The sequence below is a fragment of the Cellulosimicrobium arenosum genome, assembly GCF_014837295.1.
Lineage (GTDB): Bacteria > Actinomycetota > Actinomycetes > Actinomycetales > Cellulomonadaceae > Cellulosimicrobium > Cellulosimicrobium arenosum.
Genome location: NZ_JACYHB010000019.1, coordinates 22,616 through 44,068, shown reverse-complemented (window position 1 = coordinate 44,068; position 21,453 = coordinate 22,616). Strand labels below are relative to the sequence as shown.

Below are 21,453 nucleotides of genomic sequence, written 5' to 3'. Positions count from 1 at the left end.
ATCCCTAGGGAAGGAATCACCCATGAGTACCCTCCGAACGAACCGTCGGATGCGTCAGGGCGTGGCCGTGGCCGCCACCGCGGCGCTCGGCCTCACGCTCGCCGCCTGCAGCGACGGGGACGACACCGCCGGCGACGGCGGAGACGGCGACGGTGGTGGCGACAAGACCATCACGCTCGGCTACATCCCGTCGTGGACCGACGGCCTGAGCACCGCCTACCTGCTGGACCACTTCCTCGACGAGGCCGGCTACACGGTCGAGCACGAGGAGATCAGCGACGCCGGGCTGCTCTACACGGCCCTGTCCAGGGGCGACGTCGACATCTACCCGTCGGCCTGGCCCGAGGTCACCCACGCGAAGTACATGGACCAGTACGGCGACCAGATCGAGGACCTCGACACCTACTACGACAACGCGAAGCTGACCTTCGCGGTGCCGGAGTACACCGACATCGACTCGATCGACGAGCTCGCGGACAACGTCGACATGTTCGACGGCAAGATCGTCGGCATCGAGCCGGGCGCCGGGCTGACTGACATCACCAAGGACGCGGTCATCCCCGACTACGGTCTCGACGAGGCAGGCTACGAGCTCGTGGAGTCCTCGACGACGGCCATGCTCACCGAGCTGGAGAAGGCCACCGAGAACCAGGAGGACATCCTCGTCACGCTGTGGCGTCCGTTCTGGGCGAACTCGGCCTACCCGGTGAAGGATCTCGAGGACCCGAAGGGTGCGCTCGGAGAGGCAGAGGGTCTGCACTTCCTCGGCACCGAGGGCATCTCCGAGGAGTACCCGGACGTCGCCGACTGGATCGGGCAGATCGCGCTGGACGACGAGCAGTACGGCGCGCTGGAGGACCAGGTCGTCAACCAGCACCCCGACGACCCGGCAGCCGGTGTCGACGCGTGGCTCGAGGAGTACCCCGACGTCGTTCCCGCGCTGGAGGGCTGAGCCCTTCTCGGAAGACATCACGAACGCCCGTCCCCGGCAGCAGCCGGGGGCGGGCGTTCGCCGTCCGGGCAGGCGGCGCGGGGGTCGCCAGGCGTCGGTACCCTGAGGGTGCGGCGGCGAGAGCCGCCGACGGCGCGGACGGGAGCCCCCAGCGCACCACTCGACCGTGAGCACCCACAGCACAGGAGAACCATGTCCTCGACCGCCACCGCTCCCACCTCGACGCCCGGGTTCGACGAGGTCCCCGGCCGCTACAAGGTCCGCGACCTGAGCCTCGCCGAGGCCGGACGCCACCAGATCCGCCTCGCCGAGCACGAGATGCCCGGCCTGATGGCGCTGCGCGCGGAGTACGCCGACGCACAGCCGCTCGCGGGCGCGCGCATCGCCGGCTCGTTGCACATGACCGTCCAGACGGCCGTGCTCATCGAGACCCTCACCGCGCTGGGCGCCGAGGTCCGCTGGGCGAGCTGCAACATCTTCTCCACGCAGGACGAGGCCGCCGCCGCGATCGCCGTCGGGCCGGACGGGACGCCGTCGGACCCGCGTGGGGTGCCGGTCTTCGCGTGGAAGGGCGAGTCTCTCGAGGAGTACTGGGACTGCACGGAGCAGATCCTCGTCTGGCCGGCCGCGGACGGCGCCGCGTCGGGGCCGAACATGATCCTCGACGACGGCGGCGACGCCACGATGCTCGTGCACCTGGGGCTCCAGTACGAGCGCGCGGGCGTCGTCCCGCCGGACACGCTGCCGGGCGAGCCGGACCACACGCACGAGATGAACGTGGTCCGTGCAGTGCTGCGCCGCGCGCTCGACGCCGACCCGCTGCGCTGGACCGCGGTCGCCCAGGCCATCCACGGCGTGACGGAGGAGACCACGACGGGCGTGCACCGCCTGTACCAGCTCGCCGAGGCCGGTGAGCTGCTGTTCCCGGCGATCAACGTCAACGACTCGGTGACCAAGTCGAAGTTCGACAACAAGTACGGGATCCGGCACTCGCTGCCCGACGGCATCAACCGCGCCACGGACGTCCTCATGGGCGGCAAGGTCGCGTTCGTCGCCGGGTACGGCGACGTCGGCAAGGGGGCGGCCGAGGCGTTCCGCGGCCAGGGCGCACGCGTGATCGTGTCCGAGGTCGACCCGATCTGCGCCCTGCAGGCCGCGATGGACGGCTACCAGGTCGCGCGCATCGAGGACGTGCTCGACGAGGCGGACTTCTTCATCACGACGACGGGCAACAAGGACGTCGTCACGGCCGCGCACATGGCGGCCATGAAGGACAAGGCCGTCGTCGGGAACATCGGCCACTTCGACAACGAGATCGACATGGCCGGTCTCGCCGACCTGCCCGGCGTCACCCGCACCGAGATCAAGCCGCAGGTGCACGAGTGGACGTTCCCGGCCGGCGTCGGGCCGGACGGGACGGACCGTGGCGACCGCTCGATCATCGTGCTCTCCGAGGGGCGCCTGCTGAACCTGGGCAACGCGACGGGGCACCCGTCGTTCGTCATGAGCAACTCGTTCTCCAACCAGGTGATCGGTCAGATCGAGCTGTACCGCGACGCGGTGGAGGCACCGTCGGGGGACGGCGCACGCGCCTACGAGCAGCGGGTCTACCGCCTGCCGAAGGTTCTCGACGAGAAGGTCGCGCGCCTGCACCTGGACGCCCTCGGCGTCCGTCTGACCACGCTCTCGGCGGCGCAGGCCGAGTACCTGGGCGTCTCCGCCGAGGGGCCGTTCAAGCCCGAGCACTACCGCTACTGACGGGTCGGCGCGCGCGCCGTGACCCGGGGTCGTACTCTCGCCCCCAGACCCCGACGTACGGATGGAGCGTGACAGTGCCGAGCATGCCGAGCACCGACCCGAAGGACGACGCCGCGGGGTCCGCCGGCGCCGCGGAGCACGCCGACGCGGCCGGTGAGACGGCCACGGAGCACCCCGGCGAGCCGTCCGGCGCGGACGAGCAGGAGCTCGTGGGCGAGCCCGAGTACACGGCAGCGGCGAGAGCCCGCGCGGGCGGGACGGGCCCGGAGGCGGGGACAGGCCCGGACTCGGGGACGGGTCCGGGTCGCGGGGAGCGGTCGGGGTCGCGGGTGCCGGGGTGGGTGCAGTGGACCGCGTGCGGCCTCGTGCTGGTGCTGAGCGGTGTCCTCGCGATCGCGGCCGTGGTCGCCCGGTACGCCGACGGCACGCTCCTGAACACCGACCGGTACGTCGCGATGGTCAGTCCGCTCGCCCAGGACGAGTCCGTCAGGGGCAAGGTCGTGGACGTCGTGACGGACCAGGTCATGGAGCGGATCGACGTCGAGACGATGACCGCGTCGGTGCTCGACGGCGTCGCGGCGTCGATCGACCCGGAGGAGCGACCGATCCTGTCCGGCCAGGCGACCCAGCGCTCGGACGCCGCCGCCGCGGCGCTGGCCCCCGTGATCTACGGGCAGGTCGAGTCGCTCGTGCGCAAGATCGTGACACGGGTCGTCGACTCGGACGCGTTCGTCGCGGTGTGGAACAACGCCAACCGGGCGGGACACCGCGCCGTCGTCTACGTCGTCACGGGCGAGGGCGACGTCGTCGAGGTGTCGCGGGACGGCGTCGTGCACCTGAGCCTCGGTCCCGTGGTGGACGACGTCCGTGCCGAGCTCCAGGACCGCGGCTTCTCCTTCGCGGAGTCGATCCCCGCGGTCGACCCGCAGATCGCGGTCGGCGAGTTCCCCCAGCTCTCCGCGGTGCAGAACGGGGTGGCCTGGCTGGCCCGGGCAGCAGCGTGGCTGCCGTGGGTCGTGGTCGCGCTCGGCGCGCTCGCGGTGTGGATCGCCCCGGCCCGACGCCGCGGGACCGCGCTCGTCGGGGGCACCTGGGCCGCGGCCGGCCTGCTGCTCGTGGGTGCGATCGCGTTCGGTCGCGGGAAGTACCTCGCCGCGCTGCCGCCCTCGGTCGCGGACGACGCCACGGGCGTCGTCTTCGACCGGATCACCGGTCCGCTGCGCAGCCAGGGCGTGTGGCTCACCGTCATCGGTGTCGTCCTGGTCGTGGCCGTCGTCGTCTGGTCGGTCTGGTCGGGCGGCCGCACCCCGGACGACGGGCCGGCACCCGACTCCGCCGACGAGCTGGTGGACCGACCGGCCTGAGGCCCGGCCCGCGCGGGGGATGTCCCCACCGCGCTCGGCGGACGGCACCCTGTTCGTCCCGCGCACGCCCGGCCAGACTGTCACCATGACAGCCGTGACCTCTGACCAGCAGGACGCCGTGCCCCGCCCGGACGACACGCCGTCGGGTACCGCCCCGGACTCCCCGGCTCCTGGCGTGCCGGGCGCGACCGGTCCTGCCGGCACCCGCCGGGACCCGCGGGTCGTGGACCGCCACGAGCCGGTCGCGTTCCTGCGCGCGCCGTTCGCCGGCCGCACGTGGCGCGGGTACGGCTTCTTGTGGCTCGCGCTCCTGCTCGCCCCCTTCGCCTTCGCCTACACGGTCTTCACCGTCTCGTTCACGGCGGGGATCTGGGTGACGGTGGTCGGGCTCGTCGTGTCGAGCGCGCTGGTGCTCGGCGGGCGCGGCTGGGGCTCGATGTACCGGTCGATGGTCCGGTCCATGCTGGGCGCCGACGTCGCGGCCCCCTCGCCGTACGTGCGCCCGCGGGGCTTCTGGCGCACGCTCTGGGGCGGGCTCGGGGACGCCACGGGGTGGCGGACGCTGCTGTTCCTGTTCGTCACGTTCCCGCTCGCGATCACCGGGTTCGTGGTGAGCACGGCATTCCTCGCGGTGGGGCTCGGCGCGACGACGCACTGGTTCTGGTCGCAGTTCCTCCCGCTGCAGCAGACGAGCGACGGGTCGTGGCACCGTGGCGCGTCGTTCGGCACCGACTGGTTCGTGGACACACCGGTGCGCCAGCTGGGCCTCGTCCTCGTGGGGATGGTCTTCCTGTGGGTGTGGCCCCACGTGACGCGTGCCGTCACCTACCTGTTCCGGGTGCTCACCGTCGCGCTGCTCGCCCCGACCCTCGCGAGCCTGCGGGTCGCCGACCTCGAGGAGTCGCGCGGCCGCACCGTCGAGGACGGCGACGCGAAGCTGCGCCGGATCGAGCGCGACCTGCACGACGGCACGCAGGCGCGCCTCGTCGCGGTCGCGATGCAGCTCGGCGAGGCGAAGGAGCAGCTCGCCTCCGGGTCCGAGCCCACGGACGCGCTCGCGCTCGTCGACCAGGCGCACGCGTCGACGAAGGAGGCGCTCGTCGAGCTGCGCGAGCTCGCGCGCGGCATCCACCCGCCCGCGCTCGACAACGGCCTGGCGGTCGCGCTCGAGACGCTCGCGGCGCGCACGCCGCTCCCGGTCACTGTCGACGTCGACCCCGCGGTCGAGGCGTCGGGCCGCCTCGCGCCCGCGGTCGAGTCGATCGCGTACTTCTGCGTCGCGGAGCTCGTGACGAACGCCGTCAAGCACGCGCGGGCGAGCGGGGTCTACGTGCTCGTCGAGCGGCAGGGCACGGCTCCGGGCGGGCGCGGCGGTCGTCGTGACCGGGCGCGCCTGCGCCTGCGCGTGCGCGACGACGGGCAGGGCGGCGCGCGCGTCGTCCAGCCCGGTGCCGACGGTCACCGGTCGGGGCTCGCGGGGCTCGCGGAGCGCGTGCGCTCCGTCGACGGGACGTTCGAGCTGTCCAGCCCGGTGGGCGGACCCACGGTCGTGACCGTGCTGCTGCCCACGGACGTGTGAGGATGGGCGCGCCACCCGACCGGACCGGAAGGACCCCGATGCGGCTCGTCATCGCCGAGGACTCGGCCATCCTGCGCGACGGGCTCGTCGCGCTCGTCACGCGCCGCGGCCACGAGGTCGCGGCGGCGGCGGGTGACGGCGACGCGCTCGTCGCCGCGGTCGCGCGTCTCGCGGCCGACGACGCGCTGCCCGACGTCGCCGTCGTCGACATCCGCATGCCCCCGTCGTTCACCGACGAGGGGCTGCGTGCCGCGCTCGCGCTGCGTGCGGCCTACCCGGGGCTCGGCGTCCTGCTGTTCTCCCAGTACGTCGAGACGCGGTTCGCGAGCGAGCTGCTCACGGGCGGGGCGCAGGGCGTCGGGTACCTCCTCAAGGATCGCGTCGCCGACGTGAGCGAGTTCGTCGACGCGCTCGAGCGCATCGCGGCGGGGCAGACCGTGCTCGACCCGGAGGTCGTCAGCCAGCTCATGGGCGCCTCGCGGTCGGACGACGGTCTCGCGCGCCTCACGCCGCGCGAGACCGAGGTCCTCGAGCTCATGGCGCAGGGGCGGTCCAACTCGGCGATCGCGGAGGCGCTGTTCCTCTCGTACGGCGCGGTCGAGAAGAACGTCACGTCGATCTTCGGCAAGCTCGGGCTCCCGCAGGACGCGGGGGACCACCGACGGGTGCTCGCGGTGCTCCGCTACCTGAAGGTCTGACGGGCGGCGGTCGGGCGCGGGGGAGAGCCCCCCGACGGCCGGCGGCTGACCCCGGACCACGCGGGGGACGGTCCCGTTCCAGGTCAGAGGGCACTTCTCGAGACTGGTGGGAGCCGGACGACTCCGGCTCCCACCGACCGAGGAGCCCCCCGTGACCGCCCTGCTCGACCCGCCCCGCAACCACGTCCTGCCGGCGACGACGGCCCGCGGTCCCGGCACCCGCGCCGCCGTCGGGCAACCCGCCGCGGGGCCACCCGGAACGCCGCCGGGTCGCGCGGCCCGCGACGTCTTCGTCGACGCCGTGCGCGCCGTCGCGACGGTGTGCGTCGTGACCGTGCACTGGCTCATGGCCGACGCGACGTGGGACGGCCGGCACCTCGAGATCGGGAACGCGCTCGCGCACGGCCACGGCTGGGTCGTGACGTGGGTGCTGCAGGTGCTCGCACTCCTGTTCTTCGCGGCCGGCGCGTCCGCCGCGTACGGCTTGCAACGCGTCCCGGGCGGACCGGCCCCGTCCGGCCTCGCCCTCGTCGCCCGGCGCGTGACCCGGCTCCTACGTCCCGTCGGGGTGTTCGTCGCAGCGTGGGCGGTCGTCGTCGCCGTGCTCCTCGCGACCGGGCTGCCCGACGACGCGGTGCTGACCCTCTCGCTACTCGCTCCCCAGCTCCTGTGGTTCCTCGGCGTCTACGTCGTGCTCGTCGCGCTCACGCCTTCGCTGCGCCGGACCCTGCACGCCACCGGGTGGTGGGGGGCCGGGGTGCTCGCCGCGGTCCCGCTCGCGGTCGAGGCGCTGCGGTTCGGGGCCGGTCTCGAGCGGCTCGCGCTCGTCGACGTCGTGCTCGTGTGGGCCGTGCCCTACGCGATCGGCCTGCTGTACGCCGATGCGCGCTCCGGGTTGCGCGTCGTGCGGCGCGGGCGCATCGTCCCCGTGGCCGTGCTGCCGCGCCGCGCGGTGCTCGTCGCGGTCGCGGCGGGTGCCCTCGCGGTCGCGGCGCTCCTGGTCGTCGTCGGGCCGTACCCCGCCTCGCTCATCGGGATGCCCGGGGAGGCGATGTCCAACCTCGGCCCCCCGACGGCGCCCGTCCTGCTCCACGCGGTCGCGCTCGTCGCGCTCGCGCTCGCGGCGCGCGACCTGCTCGTGCGGTGGGCCCGGGGTCGAGGACGGCGTGTCGTGGCCGCGGTCGCGGCCCGCTCGATGACGGTCTACCTGTGGCACGTGACCGCGATGATCGCGGTCGTCGCGTCCGTGCTCGTCGGCCTCGGCACGCGGTTGCCCGACCCGGGCTCCGCGGACTGGTGGGCGAGCCGCCCTCTGTGGTTCGGCGCGTACGCGTTCGCCCTCGTGGGGATCGTGCGCGTCGTCGGCCGGTTCGAGGACCGGGGCGGGCGCCCACGTCGTCCGGGGCGGCTCAGCGCGCGGGGTCCGGGACCGAGTAGGGGAGCCGGTGCAGCGTCTCGGCCTGCTCGCCGGCGCGGTCCTGAGCGCGGCGCGCGGTCGTCCAGTCCCGGTCGCGACGTTCGGTGAGCACCGCCATGAGGAACGCCTCCGGGTGGGTGCCGGGCGGGGGACCGGGCGCGACGTACCTCTCGACCTGCGCCGCGAGGTCCTGCCCGAGGCGCGAGCGCGACGCCGGGTTGAGCCGGTTCACGCGCGAGAGGAACTGCCGGGACGCGAGGGCCAGTCCGTCGGGCAGGCGCCGCATGTCGGCGCGCGCGGCCCACGACTGCAGGTGCGGCGGCATGACGAGCGGTGCGAGCGTCCCCTTCCCACCGCGCACGCGGATCCCGTACGTGCCGGCGGCCATGTCCCCGAGCCGCTTGCCCTTGTCGTTCGTGAGCGATGCGACGAGGGCGACCGAGCCGAGGGTGAGCCACAGCTCGCCGATGCCGACCAGGGCTCGCAGGAACGCGTGACGGAAGCGGACGGGGCCGCCGTCGTCGCGCACGATGCGCACGCCCAGGGCGAGCTTGCCGAGCGAGCGCCCACGCGTCAGCGTCTCGACCGTGGTGGGGACGACGACCATGACGAGCGCGAGGACCGCGATCACGATCGCGGGTCCGAAGTCGGGGTCGATGAAGTCCAGCGACTGCGAGGTCACGACGAGCAGGAGCATGAGGACGACCCAGATCGCGAGCACGTCGAGGAGCGCGCCCAGCATCCGCGTCGCGAACGACGCCGGTCTCGCGTCGAGGACGACGCCCTCACCGATCAGGATTCCCTCGCGCACGTGCGCCCTCCCGTTCTCGTGCGGCACATCACTTGTGGCAGGGTATCGGTCGTGGACCTCGACGCCTTCACCGACGTGCACCGCGCGCAGTGGGACCGCCTGGAGACGTTGACCAAGCGGCGCCTGCTGGACGGCGCGGAGGCGGACGAGCTCGTGCGCCTCTACCAGACGGTGGCGACGCACCTGTCGACGGTCCGGTCCGTCGCCCCGGACCCGGTCCTCATCACGCGGCTCTCGGACCTCCTCGCCCGGGCACGGAGCCGCATCGCCGGCGCCCACGAGCCGGCGTGGCGCGACGTCGTGCGGTTCCTCGTGGTCTCGCTGCCCGCGGCGCTCTACCGGATCCGATGGTGGTCGGTCGGCGTCACCGCCGCGTGCCTGACGGTCGCGGTCGTGGCGGGCGTGTGGGTCGCCACGACGCCCGAGGGTCTCGCGTCGATGGGCCCGCCGAGCGCGCAGGAGCAGTACGTCGACGAGGCGTTCGCGTCCTACTACGACCCGGGCCTCGACTTCGCGACCGTGGTGTGGACCAACAACGCGTGGATCGCGGCGCAGTGCATCGGTCTGGGGATCACGGGCGTCTATCCCGCATACGTGCTGCTCATGAACGCCATCGGTGTCGGGGCCACGGGCGGCATGATGGCCGCGCACGGCGAGCTCGAGCTGTTCCTCACCCTCATCGCGCCGCACGGCCTGCTGGAGCTCATGTCGGTGTTCGTCGCCGGCGCCGCCGGGCTGCGGATCTGCTGGGCGTGGATCGCACCCGGGCCGCTGCCGCGCGGTCGAGCGCTCGCCCAGGAAGGACGGTCCCTGGTGACCGTCGCGATCGGGCTGATCATCTCGCTCGCGATCTCCGGCGTCATCGAGGGTTTCGTCACCGGCTCCACGATGCCGTGGTGGCTCAAGATCGTCATCGGCGCGATCGCCCTCGCGGGCTTCTGGGTCTACACGATCGTGCTCGGCCGCCGCGCGGCCCGGGCGGGGGAGACCGGAGACCTCACCGCCGACCACGCGGGCGACGTCGCACCGGTCGCTGCCTGAAGCCCTCGCGCTACGAGAGGACGACCTGCGGCGTCGCACCCGGCGCGGCGACCCGCGACCAGTCCGCGGCGCGCTCGACGACCTGGTCCAGCACGTCCGTCTCCCGCAGCGCCCCGGCGGGCGCCCGCGGTCCCTCGTGACCGCCGTCGCGGCGCGCGAGCGGTCGCACCTCGACCCGCACGACGGCGTCGCCGGCCGCCCGCTCGACCGTCCAGGTCCACGACCCGGTCACGCGCCCGTCGACGAGCACGGTCGCGGCGACCTGGCCGTTGATGCTGACGACCCGCTGCACGGGCAGGTCTGCGAGGACGCGTGCGCGGTCGGCGTGGGCGAGCACGAGGTTGTCGAAGTCCGCGACGAGCAGCACCGGGACCGGTGCGTCGCCGCCCGGCCGCGGTGCGTCGGGCAGGTCGAACAGCTCGACGTCGCCCGGGCCGGTGAACGTCGCGAGCTCGGGGCGCAGCCGGTCGAACGCGGCCCGCAGCCTCGTCAGACCGGCCCAGCGCTGGGCGTCCGCGACGCTCGCCGGGCCGAACGCCGCGAGGTAGCGCCGCACGAGCCGCACGCGCGCGGCGAGCACGGCCGCGGCGTCGGTGCCGTGCGCGACGCCGTCCAGGTCGTGCCGCGACCGGCCGAGCCAGGCGTCCGCCGTCGTCCAGGTCGTGGCGGTGCCCGGACCGCTCGCGCCCCACAGCCCCCGCGGCGGTACCTGCACGAGCGGCAGGAGGCAGCGCGCGCCGTAGGCGAGCTGGGTGGGGCCGACGTCGCGCCACCGGGCGGCAAGGCGGCGCCCGAGCTCGACCGACGTGAGCGGCTCGGCGAGGAGGTCCTCGGCCGCGCGCTCGAGGTCGTCGAGGTCGACGTCGGCGAGCGCGGTCCCGTGCTGGTTCCTGGACCGCAGGTGCGCGGCCATCGCAGGACGCGCGTGCGCCGCGAGCTCGAGCGCGTCGTCGGCCGCCACGAGGTGGACCGTGCCGCGCAGCGTGCCGAGGCGCACCACGCTGCGGTCCAGCAGGCGGTCGCCGAGGTCGTCGGTCGTGAACGACGCGAGGCGGGACCACAGCCCCGGGTACGGCGACGACGGGACCTGGGACTGCAGGCCGACGAGGTGCCGCACCTCGTCGAGCACCGTCGCGTCCGCCCGGGTGCTCAGGTGCTGGCGCGCGAGCAGCGCACGGTTCAGGTCGTCGAGGGTCAGCCGCGGTCCGTACCGGTGCCCGGCGCTCGGACTAGTCGGTGTCGTGGGTGCCACGGCCGGCTCAGGAGAGCAGGATCGCCAGCACGGGGATGACGAAGGTCGCGAGCAGGGCCGCGACCACGATGATCGCGGTGCGGCGCGTCCTGCGCTCGCGGTCGCGCGGGTCGGTCGGCTGCCAGGCCACGGGCATCTCCAGGAGTCGGTGTTCGTGGACGCTGCGCCGACCCTACCCCGAGTCCCTGTCAGCACCGGGGCTCACCGGGTGCTGACGACGTCGGGGTCAGAGGCGGCCTGCCGCCTTCAGCGCCAGGTACGTGTCCGCCAGGCGTGGGGCCAGCTCGTCCGGGAGGCCGTCGACGATCTCGACGCCGTGTCGGCGCAGCACCGTGGTCACCGCGACGCGCTCGATCTCGCCGCGCGCCGCGGCCGCCGCGTCGTACACCTCGGCGGTCCCCGAGCGGTCGGACCGGAGCGCGCTCACCTCGGGGTCGCCCGCCCCGGCGAGGACCACCTGGTGCGTGGACGTCAGCTGCCCGACGACGGGGAGCAGCCCCGTCTCGATCGCCGCGGCGTCGAGCGTGGACAGCAGGACGACGAGCGCGCGCTGGCTCAGACGCTCGTGCACCGCGGTGACGAGGCCGGACCAGTCGGTCTCGAGCAGGGCGGGCTCGAGCGGGGCGAGGGCGTCCGCCATCGCGGGCATGAGCCGGGGACCCGCGGCGCCGGCGACGCGGGACCGCACGGTGCGGTCGTAGGCGATCAGCTCGACGCGGTCGCCGGCCCGGCCCGCGAGCGCGGAGAGCAGCAGCGCGGCCTCGATGCTCGCGTCCAGGCGGGGCTCGTCACCGAGCCGTGCGGCGGACGTGCGCGAGGTGTCGACGACGATCAGCACGCGCCGGTCCCGCTCCGGTCGCCAGGTGCGCACGACCATGTCGTGCCGCCGGGCCGAGGCGCGCCAGTCGATCGAGCGCACGTCGTCGCCGATGACGTACTCGCGCAGCGAGTCGAACTCGGTGCCCTCGCCGCGCACCTGGACCGCCGAGCGCCCGTCCATCTCGCGCAGCCTCGCGAGCCTGCTCGGCAGGTGGCGACGGGACCGGAACTCGGGGAGCACGCGCAGGTGACCCGGCACGTCGAGCGAGGCCTGCCGGGCCGCGACCCGCAACGGCCCGAACGACCGGATCGTCACCTTGTCGGCGACCCGGTCCCCGCGCCGCGTGGGCACGAGCACGGTCGTGACCCGCGTCGCCTCGCCGGGCGGCAGGTCGACCGTGTGGCGATTCGACACCGTGCCCGCGGACGGTGACCAGGCGTCCCGCACGAGCGCTCGCAGCCGGCGCGGCGCCACGTTGGTCAGCGTCAGCCGCGAGCTCGTGCGCTCCGAGAGCCGGACCGCGGCAGCGACCCGCCGCTCGACCGCGACGCGTCGCGGGGACGCCGCGAGCGCCACGTCGAGCGCGCACACCGCCACCACGACGAGCGCCCAGACCAGCACGGTCCCGGGCACGGGCCAGAGCAGCACGGGCACGATCCCGAGCGCCGCGAGGACGACGGCGCGCCACGTCAGAGCCACGAGGGCCTCAGCGGGGGACGGGGACGGACGCGAGGACGGTGTCGAGCACGCTCTCGGCGGTCACGCCCTCGAGCTCGGCCTCGGGCCGCAGCTGCACGCGGTGACGCAGCGTCGGGTGCGCGAGCGCCTTGACGTCGTCGGGCGTGACGTACGACCGACCGGACAGCCAGGCCCACGCGCGCGCGGTCGCGAGCAGCAGGGTCGCCCCACGGGGCGAGACGCCCAGCGACAACGACGGCGAGTGCCGTGTCGCACGGCACACGTCCACGGCGTACCCGAGCACCTCGCGCGCGACCTGGACCTGGGCGACCTCGGCGCGGGCGCGGTCCAGGACGTCGCGTCCGGCGACGGGTCGGACACCGGCGCCCGCGAGGTCGCGCGGGTCGAACCCGGCGGCGTGCCGCGCGAGGATCTCGACCTCCTGCTCGCGCTCGGGCAGGGGCAGCACGAGCTTGAGCAGGAAACGGTCGAGCTGGGCCTCGGGCAGCGGGTACGTGCCCTCGTACTCGACGGGGTTCTGCGTCGCGATCACGAGGAACGGGTCGGGCAGCATGCGTGGCGTGCCGTCCACCGAGACCTGTCGCTCCTCCATCGCCTCGAGCAGCGACGCCTGCGTCTTGGGCGGCGTGCGGTTGATCTCGTCGGCGAGCATGAGGTTGGTGAAGACGGGTCCCTCGCGGAACGAGAACTCGGCGGTCCGCGCGTCGTACACGAGGGAGCCGGTGACGTCGCCCGGCATGAGGTCGGGCGTGAACTGCACGCGCTTGGTGTCGAGGTCGAGCGACGCCGCGAGCGTGCGCACCAGGAGCGTCTTCGCCACGCCCGGCACACCCTCGAGCAGCACGTGCCCCTTGCACAGCAGCGCGATGAGCAGGCTCGTCACGGCGCCGTCCTGCCCGACGACGGCCTTGCCGACCTCCGCGCGCACGTTCGCGAGCGCCTGGCGGAGCTCGAGCGAGGGCGCGGGCGGGGTCGAGGGGGCAGGCGCCGCGGGAGGCGTGGGAGGTGCGGAGGGTGCCGTCTGCCGGGTCGCGTCCTGGTACGCCGGTGCGCCGGTGGGCACCTGGTCCTGCGGCGGACCGGCGGGCACCTGGTCCCGCGGCTGGGGCGGCAGCAGCGGCGCGCTGCGCCCGGCGTCGGGCTGGTGCTGCGGGGCGAAGCGGTCGGGCTGGGGGTGCTGGCCCTCGGGTGGCTGCGTCACGAGTGGTGGACCTCGCTCTCGATCTGGTCAAGGAGACGCGCGAGCTCGAGCAGCGACGCGTCGTCGGCGGGTGGTGGACCGTACAGGACGTGCGTGACCTGCTCGACGGGTCGCCCGGTCGCCCGGGAGACGGCGTCCACGAGCGTGGTCGCCTCCGCGGAACGGGGCAGGCCGAGGCGCGACGCGACGCGGTCGGCCGTGGCCGCGCGCAGCCCTGCCGCCGCGTGACCGCGCGCACCGGCACGGCGGTAGAGCCGGCCCCTGCCCCTGGTCGTCTCGGACGCCCGGACCACGACGGGCAGGTGCTCGGTCACGAGCGGACCCAGCCGTCGTCCGCGCCACAGTGCGAGGACGACGGCCACGACGAGCAGCTGGAGCGCGGCGACGCCGGCCCACGGGGGCAGGGACGCGGCGACGACGCCGTCCTCCTCGCCCTCGCCGGACAACGACATGTCGAAGGGGTCGGCGACGAGCCACACGAGCCGCTCGTTCGCCCCGAGGGTCCACAGCGCGAGGGCGGCCCCGCCGTCGTCGGCGATCGAGTCGTTGCGCAGGATGGTGGACGTGTCGAGGGCGCGGACCGTGCGACCGTCACCCTCGTGCGCGAGGTAGGCCGCGACGTCGGGGTCGTCGGCGGCGGCGAAGCACAGCGTGACGTCGCCGGTCCCCGTCGCCTCGAACCCGACCCCGTCGGAGCGGATCTCCTGCGCGGCCTGCGCGGCAGGGTCGTCGCAGCCCGCGGGGCGGGCGGTCTCGGAGCTGCCCCAGGAGTAGGAGAGCTGCGCGGCGCCGTCGGTCGCGAGGTCGAGCAGGTGGTCGGACGGCGCGACGAGGGCGAGGTCCGCGCCGGTCCCGACGAGCGCGTCCTCCTGCTCCGGCAGCAGGTAGTCGCCCTGCGCGACGAGCAGCGTCGTGGGCTCGTCGGCCTCGGCCGCGGCGACGGCGTCGGCGACCGTCTGCACGTAGACCACGTCCACGCCCCGGTCGCCCAGCACCTCGGCGAGCGCCCGCGCACCCGGCGGCTCGGGGTTGTCCGGGGCCAGGGGAGTGCTGGACGTCGCGGGTCGTGCGATCGCCGACAGACCGGCGAGCACGAGCAGCGCGACCACGACGAGGACGGGCCACCGGGCCCGGCGCCAGCGTGAGCGTGCGCGCGAGGACGCGGTGGTGCCGTCGCCGACGACGGGCGTGCGCAGCGTCGTCACGGGTCCGGGACCCGTGGTCGGGCTCTGCCCCGCGGTCGGCGCGCTCGGGGGTGCGGGGGCGCTCACGAGGCGACTCCCGCGAGCCCGGCACGCGCGGTGGGCCGCGTCGCGGCCGCGCGCGCGTCGAGCGCGCGGAGCGAGGCGTCCGCGTCCGGCCCGACGGTGCGCTTGCCGTAGCAGACGTCGTCGAACAGGTGCGCGGCGGTGGTGAGGTCGGCGGCGACGTCGGGCAGCCGGTCCCCGCCGGCCTCCGCGGCCTCGCGCGCGGTGCGCCCGGGCCGGGGCTCGACCAGGGCGCGCTCCTCGAGCGACCGCACGACGGCGCGGAACCGTTCCAGCACGGCCGTGGCCCAGTCGCCGGCCGCCGCGGCGGAGTCGGCGGCGGCCCGGAGCTCCGCGGCGCTGCGGTCGTCCTCGTCGAGCACGACGGCGGACGGCGCGCCCTTGCGCGACAGCCGGACCGGACCGGCGACCCGGTAGGCGACGACCGCGACGACGACCACGACCGCCACGACGGCCAGCGCGGCCAGGCCGCGGTGCAGGTCGAGCGTGGGCGCGCCGTCGAACAGGCCGGTGAACCAGTCGAGGAACCGCTCCAGCAACGACGGGTCCTGCGCGTACTCCGGCTTCGCGAGCTCGTGGACGAGCCAGCGTCGTGCCTCGTCCGCACCCGGCTGGACCGGGACGTCCCCCCGCAGGCCGGGCACGGTCATGCGGGGCGCTGCTCGCTCGCCGCGGCGGCGGCGAGCTCGACGTCGAGGCCCTCGCGACGCATCCGCAGGTCGATGTACAGCAGCGCGACGACGCTCCCGAGGAAGAGCGACATCACGATCGTCGCGACCGCAGCCCCCAGGGTCACGACGAGGCTCCCGACGAATGCCTGCCCCCCGGTGAGCGCGACCACGCCGACGAGGCTGAACGGGGTGACGACGATCTGGGAGACGATGTACATCGCGACGTACGCGAGGGCGTAGATCCCGACGAGCCGCCAGAACGAGCCGCGCGTCAGGCGCCACGCGCGCGCGACGGTCTGCCAGAACGGCTTGCCCTCGAGCGCGAGCGCGGGAGGGACGAGACCCGTGCGGGCTCCGAGCCAGATCACCGCGGCCAGGTAGGCCGGGATGCCCACGAGGGTCAGGATGCCGCCGAGAGCAGGGTCGACGGCGAAGCCCGCGACGGCCACGACCACGACGACCACGATGAGGACGCCGAACGCGAGCGACTGGAGCAGGGCCCAGCCGATGAGGAACCACGCACGGCTTCCGACCTGGCTCCAGACCTCGTGCACGCTCGCCCGACGCCCGATCACGGACTGGCCGATCGAGACCGTCAGCAGCCCGCTGACGATCGGCGTGGCCAGGGCGGTGGTCAGGCCGGTGCCGATCGTGGTCGAGTAGAGGGTCGCGAACTCGCTCTCCATCCCGCCGAGGCCGGCCTCCGTCGGCATGGAGAGGAACGCGTCGGCGACGTAGCCCGAGAACGCGTAGCCGAGCAGTGCGCCGACGATCGTCGCCGCGACCACCACGAGCGTGCTCATCCCGAGCATCACCCGCGGGTTGTGCCGGATCGCCCCGAACGCCCCGTCGAAGATCTCGCCGAGCGTCAGCGGGCGCAGCGGGACGATGCCCGGCTTGTTGACCGGCGGGGCGAAGGGGGCGCCCGCGAACCCCGCGGGAGCGACTCCCGGGCCTCCGTACTGGCCCTGCCCGTACTGACCCTGCTGCCCGTACTGACCCTGCCCGTACTGGCCCTGCCCGTACTGCGGGGCCGAAGGCTGCCCGTGCTGCTGGGCGGGGGGCTGCCCGTACTGCGGCTGCCCGTACGCGGGTGGTGACGCCGGTGCTGCGGGTGCTGCGGGTGCTGACTGGCCCTGCCCCGAGGCGTACTGGCCGTAGCGCGGCGGCGGACGGTGCGGCTGCTGGGGGTCGACGGGCCGGTCCTGCGTGGCCGGGGGCGGCGGGGCGCCCGGGGACGACGCCGGTCCGTACCCGGGCGTCCCGAACGAGGGCTGGCCCCAGCCGCCGTCGGGCCCGGGCCCCGCCGGTGCGCTCGTGGGGTCGGTGGCCCCCTGGCCGCCCCGCCCGCCCTGAGGGGTGCGGGCGGACTCGTCCGTGGTGTCGGACGGGTCGGGTGTGCTCATCGTTCCTGTCCCCGCTGTCGGTCGGTCCTGCGTCGGTCCCGGGTCTCGGCCCGCTGGCGAGGCCACCCTAGTACGAGGCCCGGGGCCCGCGCGGGACCGCTTCACCCGCACCGACGGCGTGACGGCGCGGGTGCCCGCCGCGTGCGATGGCATCATGTCCGCATGAAGGTTCGAGTGCTCGTGGTCGACGACGACACCGCCCTGGCCGAGATGATCGGCATCGTGCTGCGCTCCGAGGGCTTCGATCCGGTCTTCTGCGAGGACGGGGACCGTGCCCTGGAGGCGTTCCGCAGCACGCAGCCGGACCTCGTCCTGCTGGACCTCATGCTGCCGGGCAAGGACGGGACCGAGGTGTGCCGCCTCATCCGGGCGGAGTCCGGTGTCCCGGTCATCATGCTCACGGCGAAGAGCGACACGGTCGACGTCGTCCTCGGTCTCGAGTCGGGCGCGGACGACTACATCTCCAAGCCGTTCAAGCCCAAGGAGCTCGTCGCACGGATCCGGGCGCGGCTGCGCCGCAGCGACGAGCCCGCGCCCGAGCACATCGGGGTCGGCGACGTCGAGATCGACGTGACCGGCCACCGCGTGACCCGCGACGGTGAGGCGATCGCGCTCACGCCGCTCGAGTTCGACCTCCTCGTCGCGCTCGCGCGCAAGCCCTGGCAGGTCTTCACGCGAGAGGTCCTGCTCGAGAAGGTGTGGGGCTACCGCCACGCCGCGGACACGCGGCTGGTCAACGTCCACGTCCAGCGCCTGCGGTCCAAGATCGAGCACGACCCGGAGAACCCCGAGATCGTCCTGACCGTCCGCGGCGTCGGGTACAAGGCGGGCGCGGCGCGCACGTGAGCGAGCACGGCGCGGGCTGGCGCACGGTCCTGGGCCGCGGTCGCGCGGCCCTGCGCCGGGCGCGACGCCGCGTGCGGGTGCTGGTACGACAGAGCGTGTGGCGCTGGCGCTCCTCGATGCAGCTGCGCGTCGTGTCGTCGGTGCTCGTGGTCGGCGTCGTGGCGGTCGCCGCGCTCGGGGCGTACCTGTCGGACTCGATGCGCGACGGGCTGTTCGACCGCCGGATCGCGGAGATCGACCTCGAGAGCGCACAGTCCACGGCCCAGGCCCGCCGGACCCTCGACGCGTCACCTGCCGCGACGGCGTCCGAGGCCCAGTCGTTGCTGTACGACCTCAACGAGATGCTCCAGTCGAGCGGTTCCGCCTCGCGCGAGGTGTTCCTCTGGCGCGCTCAGGGCGAGCCGTACGTCGTGCTCGACGTGTCGTCCAACCGCGAGCTCGCGCAGCTCGTGTCCCCGGAGATGCGTGCGGCGACGATCGCGGCCGACGGCGCCCAGCAGCTCCAGCCGGTCGCGATCCCGGACCCCGACGCCCCTGGCACGGAGGTCGTGCCGGGCGTCGTCGTCGGGTCGACCGTCGAGGTGCCGGTCGCCGGCACGTACGAGCTCTACTACCTCTACGACCTGGAGGCGGATCAGGAGACACTCGGCTTCCTGCAGTCGGTCCTGCTCGTCGGCGCGCTGATCATGCTCGCCCTCCTGGCGGGGATCACGGCCATCGTCACCCGCCAGGTGGTCCAGCCGGTGCGCGGGGCGGCCCGCGTCGCGGAGCGCCTCGCGGACGGTCACCTCGACGAGCGGCTGCCCGTCAAGGGTCATGACGAGATGGCCTCCCTCGCACGGACCCTCAACGAGATGGCCCAGAGCCTCCAGGAGCAGATCGGGCGCATGGAGGAGCTGTCGATGCTGCAGCGGCGCTTCGTGTCCGACGTGTCGCACGAGCTGCGCACGCCGCTGACCACGGTCCGCATGGCGTCCGAGGTCCTGTACACCTCGCGCGACGAGTTCGACCCGGTGTCCCGGCGCTCCACGGAGCTCCTGCAGGCCCAGCTCGACCGGTTCGAGGACCTGCTGGCCGACCTGCTCGAGATCAGCAGGTTCGACGCGGGGGCCGCCGCTCTCGAGGCCGAGCGGCGCGACGTGCGCGACGTCGTCCTGGCCGCGGTCGAGCACGCCGCGCCGCTCTCGGAGCGCAAGGGCGTGTGGTTGTCGGTGCACCTGGCGGACGAGCGGCTGACCGCCGACGTCGACCCGCGTCGGGTCGAGCGCATCGTCCGCAACCTCCTGGTCAACGCGATCGAGCACGCCGAGGACCATCCGGTGGAGGTGACCGTCGAGGGGGACGGGCACGCGGTCGCCGTCGTCGTGCGCGACCACGGCGTCGGGATGACCCCGCACGACGTGGAGCACGTGTTCGACCGCTTCTGGCGTGCGGACCCGGCCCGCGCCCGGACGACCGGCGGTACCGGGCTCGGGCTCGCGATCTCGCTCGAGGACGCGCACCTGCACGGCGGCTGGCTCGAGGCGTGGGGACGACCGGGCCGGGGAGCGAGCTTCCGCCTGACGCTGCCGCGGCGGGCCGGCATCCAGCTCCGGTCCTCGCCGCTGCCGCTGGTCACGGAGGCGTCCGCGGGGCGCGGCCTGGCCCACGAGTGGGACGGGTCGTCCGCCGCCGCCGTGACCGAGGACGTGGACGGTACGGTCGACCCGGCCGGGCTGCCGGCCCTGACGGGCGAGCTCCCGGTCGTCCCGGTCGCCGGCGCACGCGTCCCGGGGACCGCGACCGACCCCGCGGAGGAGGACCGATGAGCCACGACCGCGACCGCGCGACGTCGCGCACGACCGCGCGCACCGGATCGCCGCCGACGACGCGGCCGGTCCGCCGGGTCGTCCTCGCCGTCGTCGTGGTGGTGTGCGCGACGGTCCTCGGTGCGTGCGCCGCGATCCCGACGTCCGGCCCCGTGATGGAGGGCGAGGCCGTCGTCGCGGCACCCGGGCCGGTGTTCCTGCAGGCGAACTCGCCACGCCAGGACGCGCCCCCCGACCAGATCGTCCAGGGCTTCCTCGCGGCCCAGGTCTCGGGCGCGACGGGGACGTTCGACGTCGCGACCGAGTTCCTCACGCCGGCGTCGGCCTCGTCGTGGAGCCCGCTCGCCCAGGTGGCGGTCCTCGCGACGGAGCCGACGTTCGACGTGGACGACTCGGCGGCCGACGCGGACACCGCGACGGTGCGCGCCACCGCCGAGCTCGTCGGGGTGGTCGACGCGCGGGGCGTGTACACCGAGCAGCTGCCCGGCAGCACCACCGAGCTCGTCTACGAGCTCGCGCGCGACAGCGACGGGCAGTGGCGCATCGAGACCACCGACGACGGGCTGGCGATCACGCGCACGAACTTCGACCGGACGTACCGCGCGACCGACCTCTACTTCCCGACCGCAGACCGCCGCTACCTCGTGCCCGACGAGCGCTGGTTCCCGGGGCGCAACTGGCAGACGCTCGCGGTGCGCGAGACGCTCGCCGGCCCCGCCGAGTGGCTCAGCGGGGCGGTCACGACCGCCACCCCGGAAGGCATCGGCCTGAGCATCGACTCGGTGACCGTGGCCGACACGGGGCCCGTCGTCGTGCCCCTCACCGACGCGGCGTCCGCCATGTCGACGACCGACCGGGGCATGCTCGTGGCCCAGCTCGAGGCGTCCCTCGCCGATCCTGCGCGGCCGGTCGTCCAGCTGTCCGTGGGCAGTGCTCCGCTCGCCGCGGGCCCGACACCCGACATCGGCCCCGCGGTCACGCCCGACGACCCCGTCGTCCTGGTCGGCGACGACGTCTCCACGCTCGAGGGCAGGAGCACCGAACCGGTCGAGGGCGTCGCACCCCTGGCCGGCCTGGACCCCACGGCCCTCGCGTTCCGCGGGTCGTCGTCCGGTTCGACCTTCGTCGTGCGCGACGGCACCGACCGGCTCGTGACGGCGCCCCACGACGGTTCCGACAGTGTCGTGCTGCTCGAGGGCGAGGGGCTGCTGGCGCCCGGCATCGACCGGTTCGGCCTCGTGTGGAGCGGGCCGGCGGTGCAGGGCGGGTCGTTGGAGGTGGTCTCCCTCGACGGTGAGGTGAGTGCGACGGTCCCCGTCCCGTGGCTCGAGGAGCGCCGGGCCGTCAGCGTCCGCGTGGCGCCCGACGGCGCCCGCCTCGCCGTCGTGAGCACGTCCGGCACGAGCGTGCGGGTCGATGTCGCCGGCGTCGTGCGCGACGAGTCGGGGCTGCCCGTCCAGGTGTCCGACCCGGTGCGCGTCGGGCAGCCCGTGACCAGCGCGTCCCAGGTCATGTGGACGGACACGGCGCTGCTGGGGGTGCTGGGCCGCACCGCGACCGACGTGTCGCCACGCCTGCAGCTCGTGCCCGTCGGCGGGCCCACGCGCCAGGCGTCACCGCTGGAGGACGCCGACTGGCTCGCGGCCGGTCCCGGCGTCTCGTCCGTGCTGCTCGGCACGGGAGACCGCAGCCTGTACTCCGCAGGGAGCTCGACGCTCTGGACGCGGGTCGCCACGGACGTCGTCCTGCCGACCTACCCCGGCTGATCCGGGGACCGCGGCTCGTCTGGGCTTCCACAGGCTTCCCCAGACTTCCCCAGGACGGTCGCTGCACGGCGTCGTCCACAGCGTCCGGGTGCCGCG

18 protein-coding genes are annotated in these 21,453 nt (G+C 74.4%); 10 read left to right on the top strand and 8 right to left on the bottom strand.

Annotated elements, in window-relative coordinates; translation table 11 throughout:
- Positions 1-22 precede the first annotated feature (22 nt).
- From IF651_RS16960 to IF651_RS16935, 6 genes are all read left to right on the top strand, one after another.
- Positions 23-952 (top strand): glycine betaine ABC transporter substrate-binding protein, encoded by a 930-nt coding sequence (locus IF651_RS16960; RefSeq protein ID WP_422110502.1) that lies wholly within the window; start codon positions 23-25, stop codon positions 950-952.
- Positions 953-1,144: 192 nt separating this feature from the next.
- The gene (gene ahcY, locus IF651_RS16955) at positions 1,145-2,710 is read left to right on the top strand and encodes an adenosylhomocysteinase (protein WP_191830305.1); all 1,566 of its coding nucleotides are present in this window, start codon (positions 1,145-1,147) and stop codon (positions 2,708-2,710) included.
- A gap of 83 nt (positions 2,711-2,793) precedes the next feature.
- Positions 2,794-4,074 carry a hypothetical protein gene (locus IF651_RS16950; protein ID WP_191830304.1) on the top strand — a complete coding sequence of 427 codons (1,281 nt, stop codon included), beginning with the start codon at positions 2,794-2,796 and terminating at the stop codon, positions 4,072-4,074.
- 85 nt (positions 4,075-4,159) lie between these two features.
- Complete coding sequence (locus tag IF651_RS16945) at positions 4,160-5,653, top strand: sensor histidine kinase (protein ID WP_191830303.1); 1,494 nt, start codon at positions 4,160-4,162, stop codon at positions 5,651-5,653.
- Positions 5,654-5,691: 38 nt separating this feature from the next.
- Positions 5,692-6,351 (top strand): response regulator transcription factor, encoded by a 660-nt coding sequence (locus IF651_RS16940; protein ID WP_191830302.1) that lies wholly within the window; start codon positions 5,692-5,694, stop codon positions 6,349-6,351.
- 151 nt (positions 6,352-6,502) lie between these two features.
- Positions 6,503-7,876 (top strand): acyltransferase family protein, encoded by a 1,374-nt coding sequence (locus IF651_RS16935; protein ID WP_191830301.1) that lies wholly within the window; start codon positions 6,503-6,505, stop codon positions 7,874-7,876.
- Here IF651_RS16935 and IF651_RS16930 read toward each other — a convergent pair.
- Complete coding sequence (locus tag IF651_RS16930; protein WP_191830300.1) at positions 7,761-8,579, bottom strand: RDD family protein; 819 nt, start codon at positions 8,577-8,579, stop codon at positions 7,761-7,763. The genes IF651_RS16935 and IF651_RS16930 overlap by 116 nt on opposite strands.
- 51 nt (positions 8,580-8,630) lie before the next feature.
- Here IF651_RS16930 and IF651_RS16925 point away from each other — a divergent pair, with 51 nt between their 5' ends.
- The gene (locus IF651_RS16925) at positions 8,631-9,620 is read left to right on the top strand and encodes a stage II sporulation protein M (protein ID WP_191830299.1); all 990 of its coding nucleotides are present in this window, start codon (positions 8,631-8,633) and stop codon (positions 9,618-9,620) included.
- Between the two features lie 10 nt (positions 9,621-9,630).
- Here the strand turns inward: IF651_RS16925 and IF651_RS16920 are convergent, their stop codons facing one another.
- From IF651_RS16920 to IF651_RS16895, 7 genes are all read right to left on the bottom strand, one after another.
- Positions 9,631-10,872, bottom strand: a complete 1,242-nt coding sequence (locus IF651_RS16920; RefSeq protein ID WP_191830298.1) for a DNA glycosylase AlkZ-like family protein — start codon at positions 10,870-10,872, stop codon at positions 9,631-9,633.
- Positions 10,873-10,879: 7 nt separating this feature from the next.
- On the bottom strand, positions 10,880-11,002 hold the full coding sequence (locus IF651_RS18095) for a hypothetical protein (RefSeq protein WP_277818687.1): 123 nt from the start codon (positions 11,000-11,002) through the stop codon (positions 10,880-10,882).
- Between the two features lie 96 nt (positions 11,003-11,098).
- Complete coding sequence (locus tag IF651_RS16915) at positions 11,099-12,391, bottom strand: DUF58 domain-containing protein (RefSeq protein ID WP_191830297.1); 1,293 nt, start codon at positions 12,389-12,391, stop codon at positions 11,099-11,101.
- 7 nt (positions 12,392-12,398) lie between these two features.
- A complete protein-coding gene (locus IF651_RS16910) occupies positions 12,399-13,454 on the bottom strand; it encodes an AAA family ATPase (RefSeq protein ID WP_191830316.1) in 1,056 nt (351 codons plus the stop codon).
- A 134-nt stretch (positions 13,455-13,588) separates the two neighbouring features.
- Positions 13,589-14,863, bottom strand: coding sequence for a DUF4350 domain-containing protein (locus IF651_RS16905; RefSeq protein WP_338404033.1), 1,275 nt, complete (start codon positions 14,861-14,863; stop codon positions 13,589-13,591).
- Positions 14,860-15,510 (bottom strand): DUF4129 domain-containing protein, encoded by a 651-nt coding sequence (locus tag IF651_RS16900; RefSeq protein WP_194720347.1) that lies wholly within the window; start codon positions 15,508-15,510, stop codon positions 14,860-14,862. The genes IF651_RS16905 and IF651_RS16900 overlap by 4 nt, the downstream gene beginning before the upstream one ends.
- Positions 15,507-16,937, bottom strand: coding sequence for a DUF7847 domain-containing protein (locus IF651_RS16895; RefSeq protein WP_191830296.1), 1,431 nt, complete (start codon positions 16,935-16,937; stop codon positions 15,507-15,509). The genes IF651_RS16900 and IF651_RS16895 overlap by 4 nt, the downstream gene beginning before the upstream one ends.
- A gap of 162 nt (positions 16,938-17,099) precedes the next feature.
- Here IF651_RS16895 and mtrA point away from each other — a divergent pair, with 162 nt between their 5' ends.
- The 3 genes from mtrA to IF651_RS16880 are packed head-to-tail and all read left to right on the top strand — an operon-like array spanning position 17,100 to position 21,357.
- Positions 17,100-17,783 (top strand): MtrAB system response regulator MtrA, encoded by a 684-nt coding sequence (gene mtrA / locus IF651_RS16890; RefSeq protein ID WP_191830295.1) that lies wholly within the window; start codon positions 17,100-17,102, stop codon positions 17,781-17,783.
- The gene (gene mtrB / locus IF651_RS16885) at positions 17,780-19,591 is read left to right on the top strand and encodes an MtrAB system histidine kinase MtrB (RefSeq protein WP_338404032.1); all 1,812 of its coding nucleotides are present in this window, start codon (positions 17,780-17,782) and stop codon (positions 19,589-19,591) included. Before mtrA ends, mtrB begins: the two co-directional genes overlap by 4 nt.
- On the top strand, positions 19,588-21,357 hold the full coding sequence (locus tag IF651_RS16880) for an LpqB family beta-propeller domain-containing protein (protein ID WP_191830294.1): 1,770 nt from the start codon (positions 19,588-19,590) through the stop codon (positions 21,355-21,357). The genes mtrB and IF651_RS16880 overlap by 4 nt, the downstream gene beginning before the upstream one ends.
- The last annotated feature ends 96 nt before the right edge of the window (positions 21,358-21,453 follow it).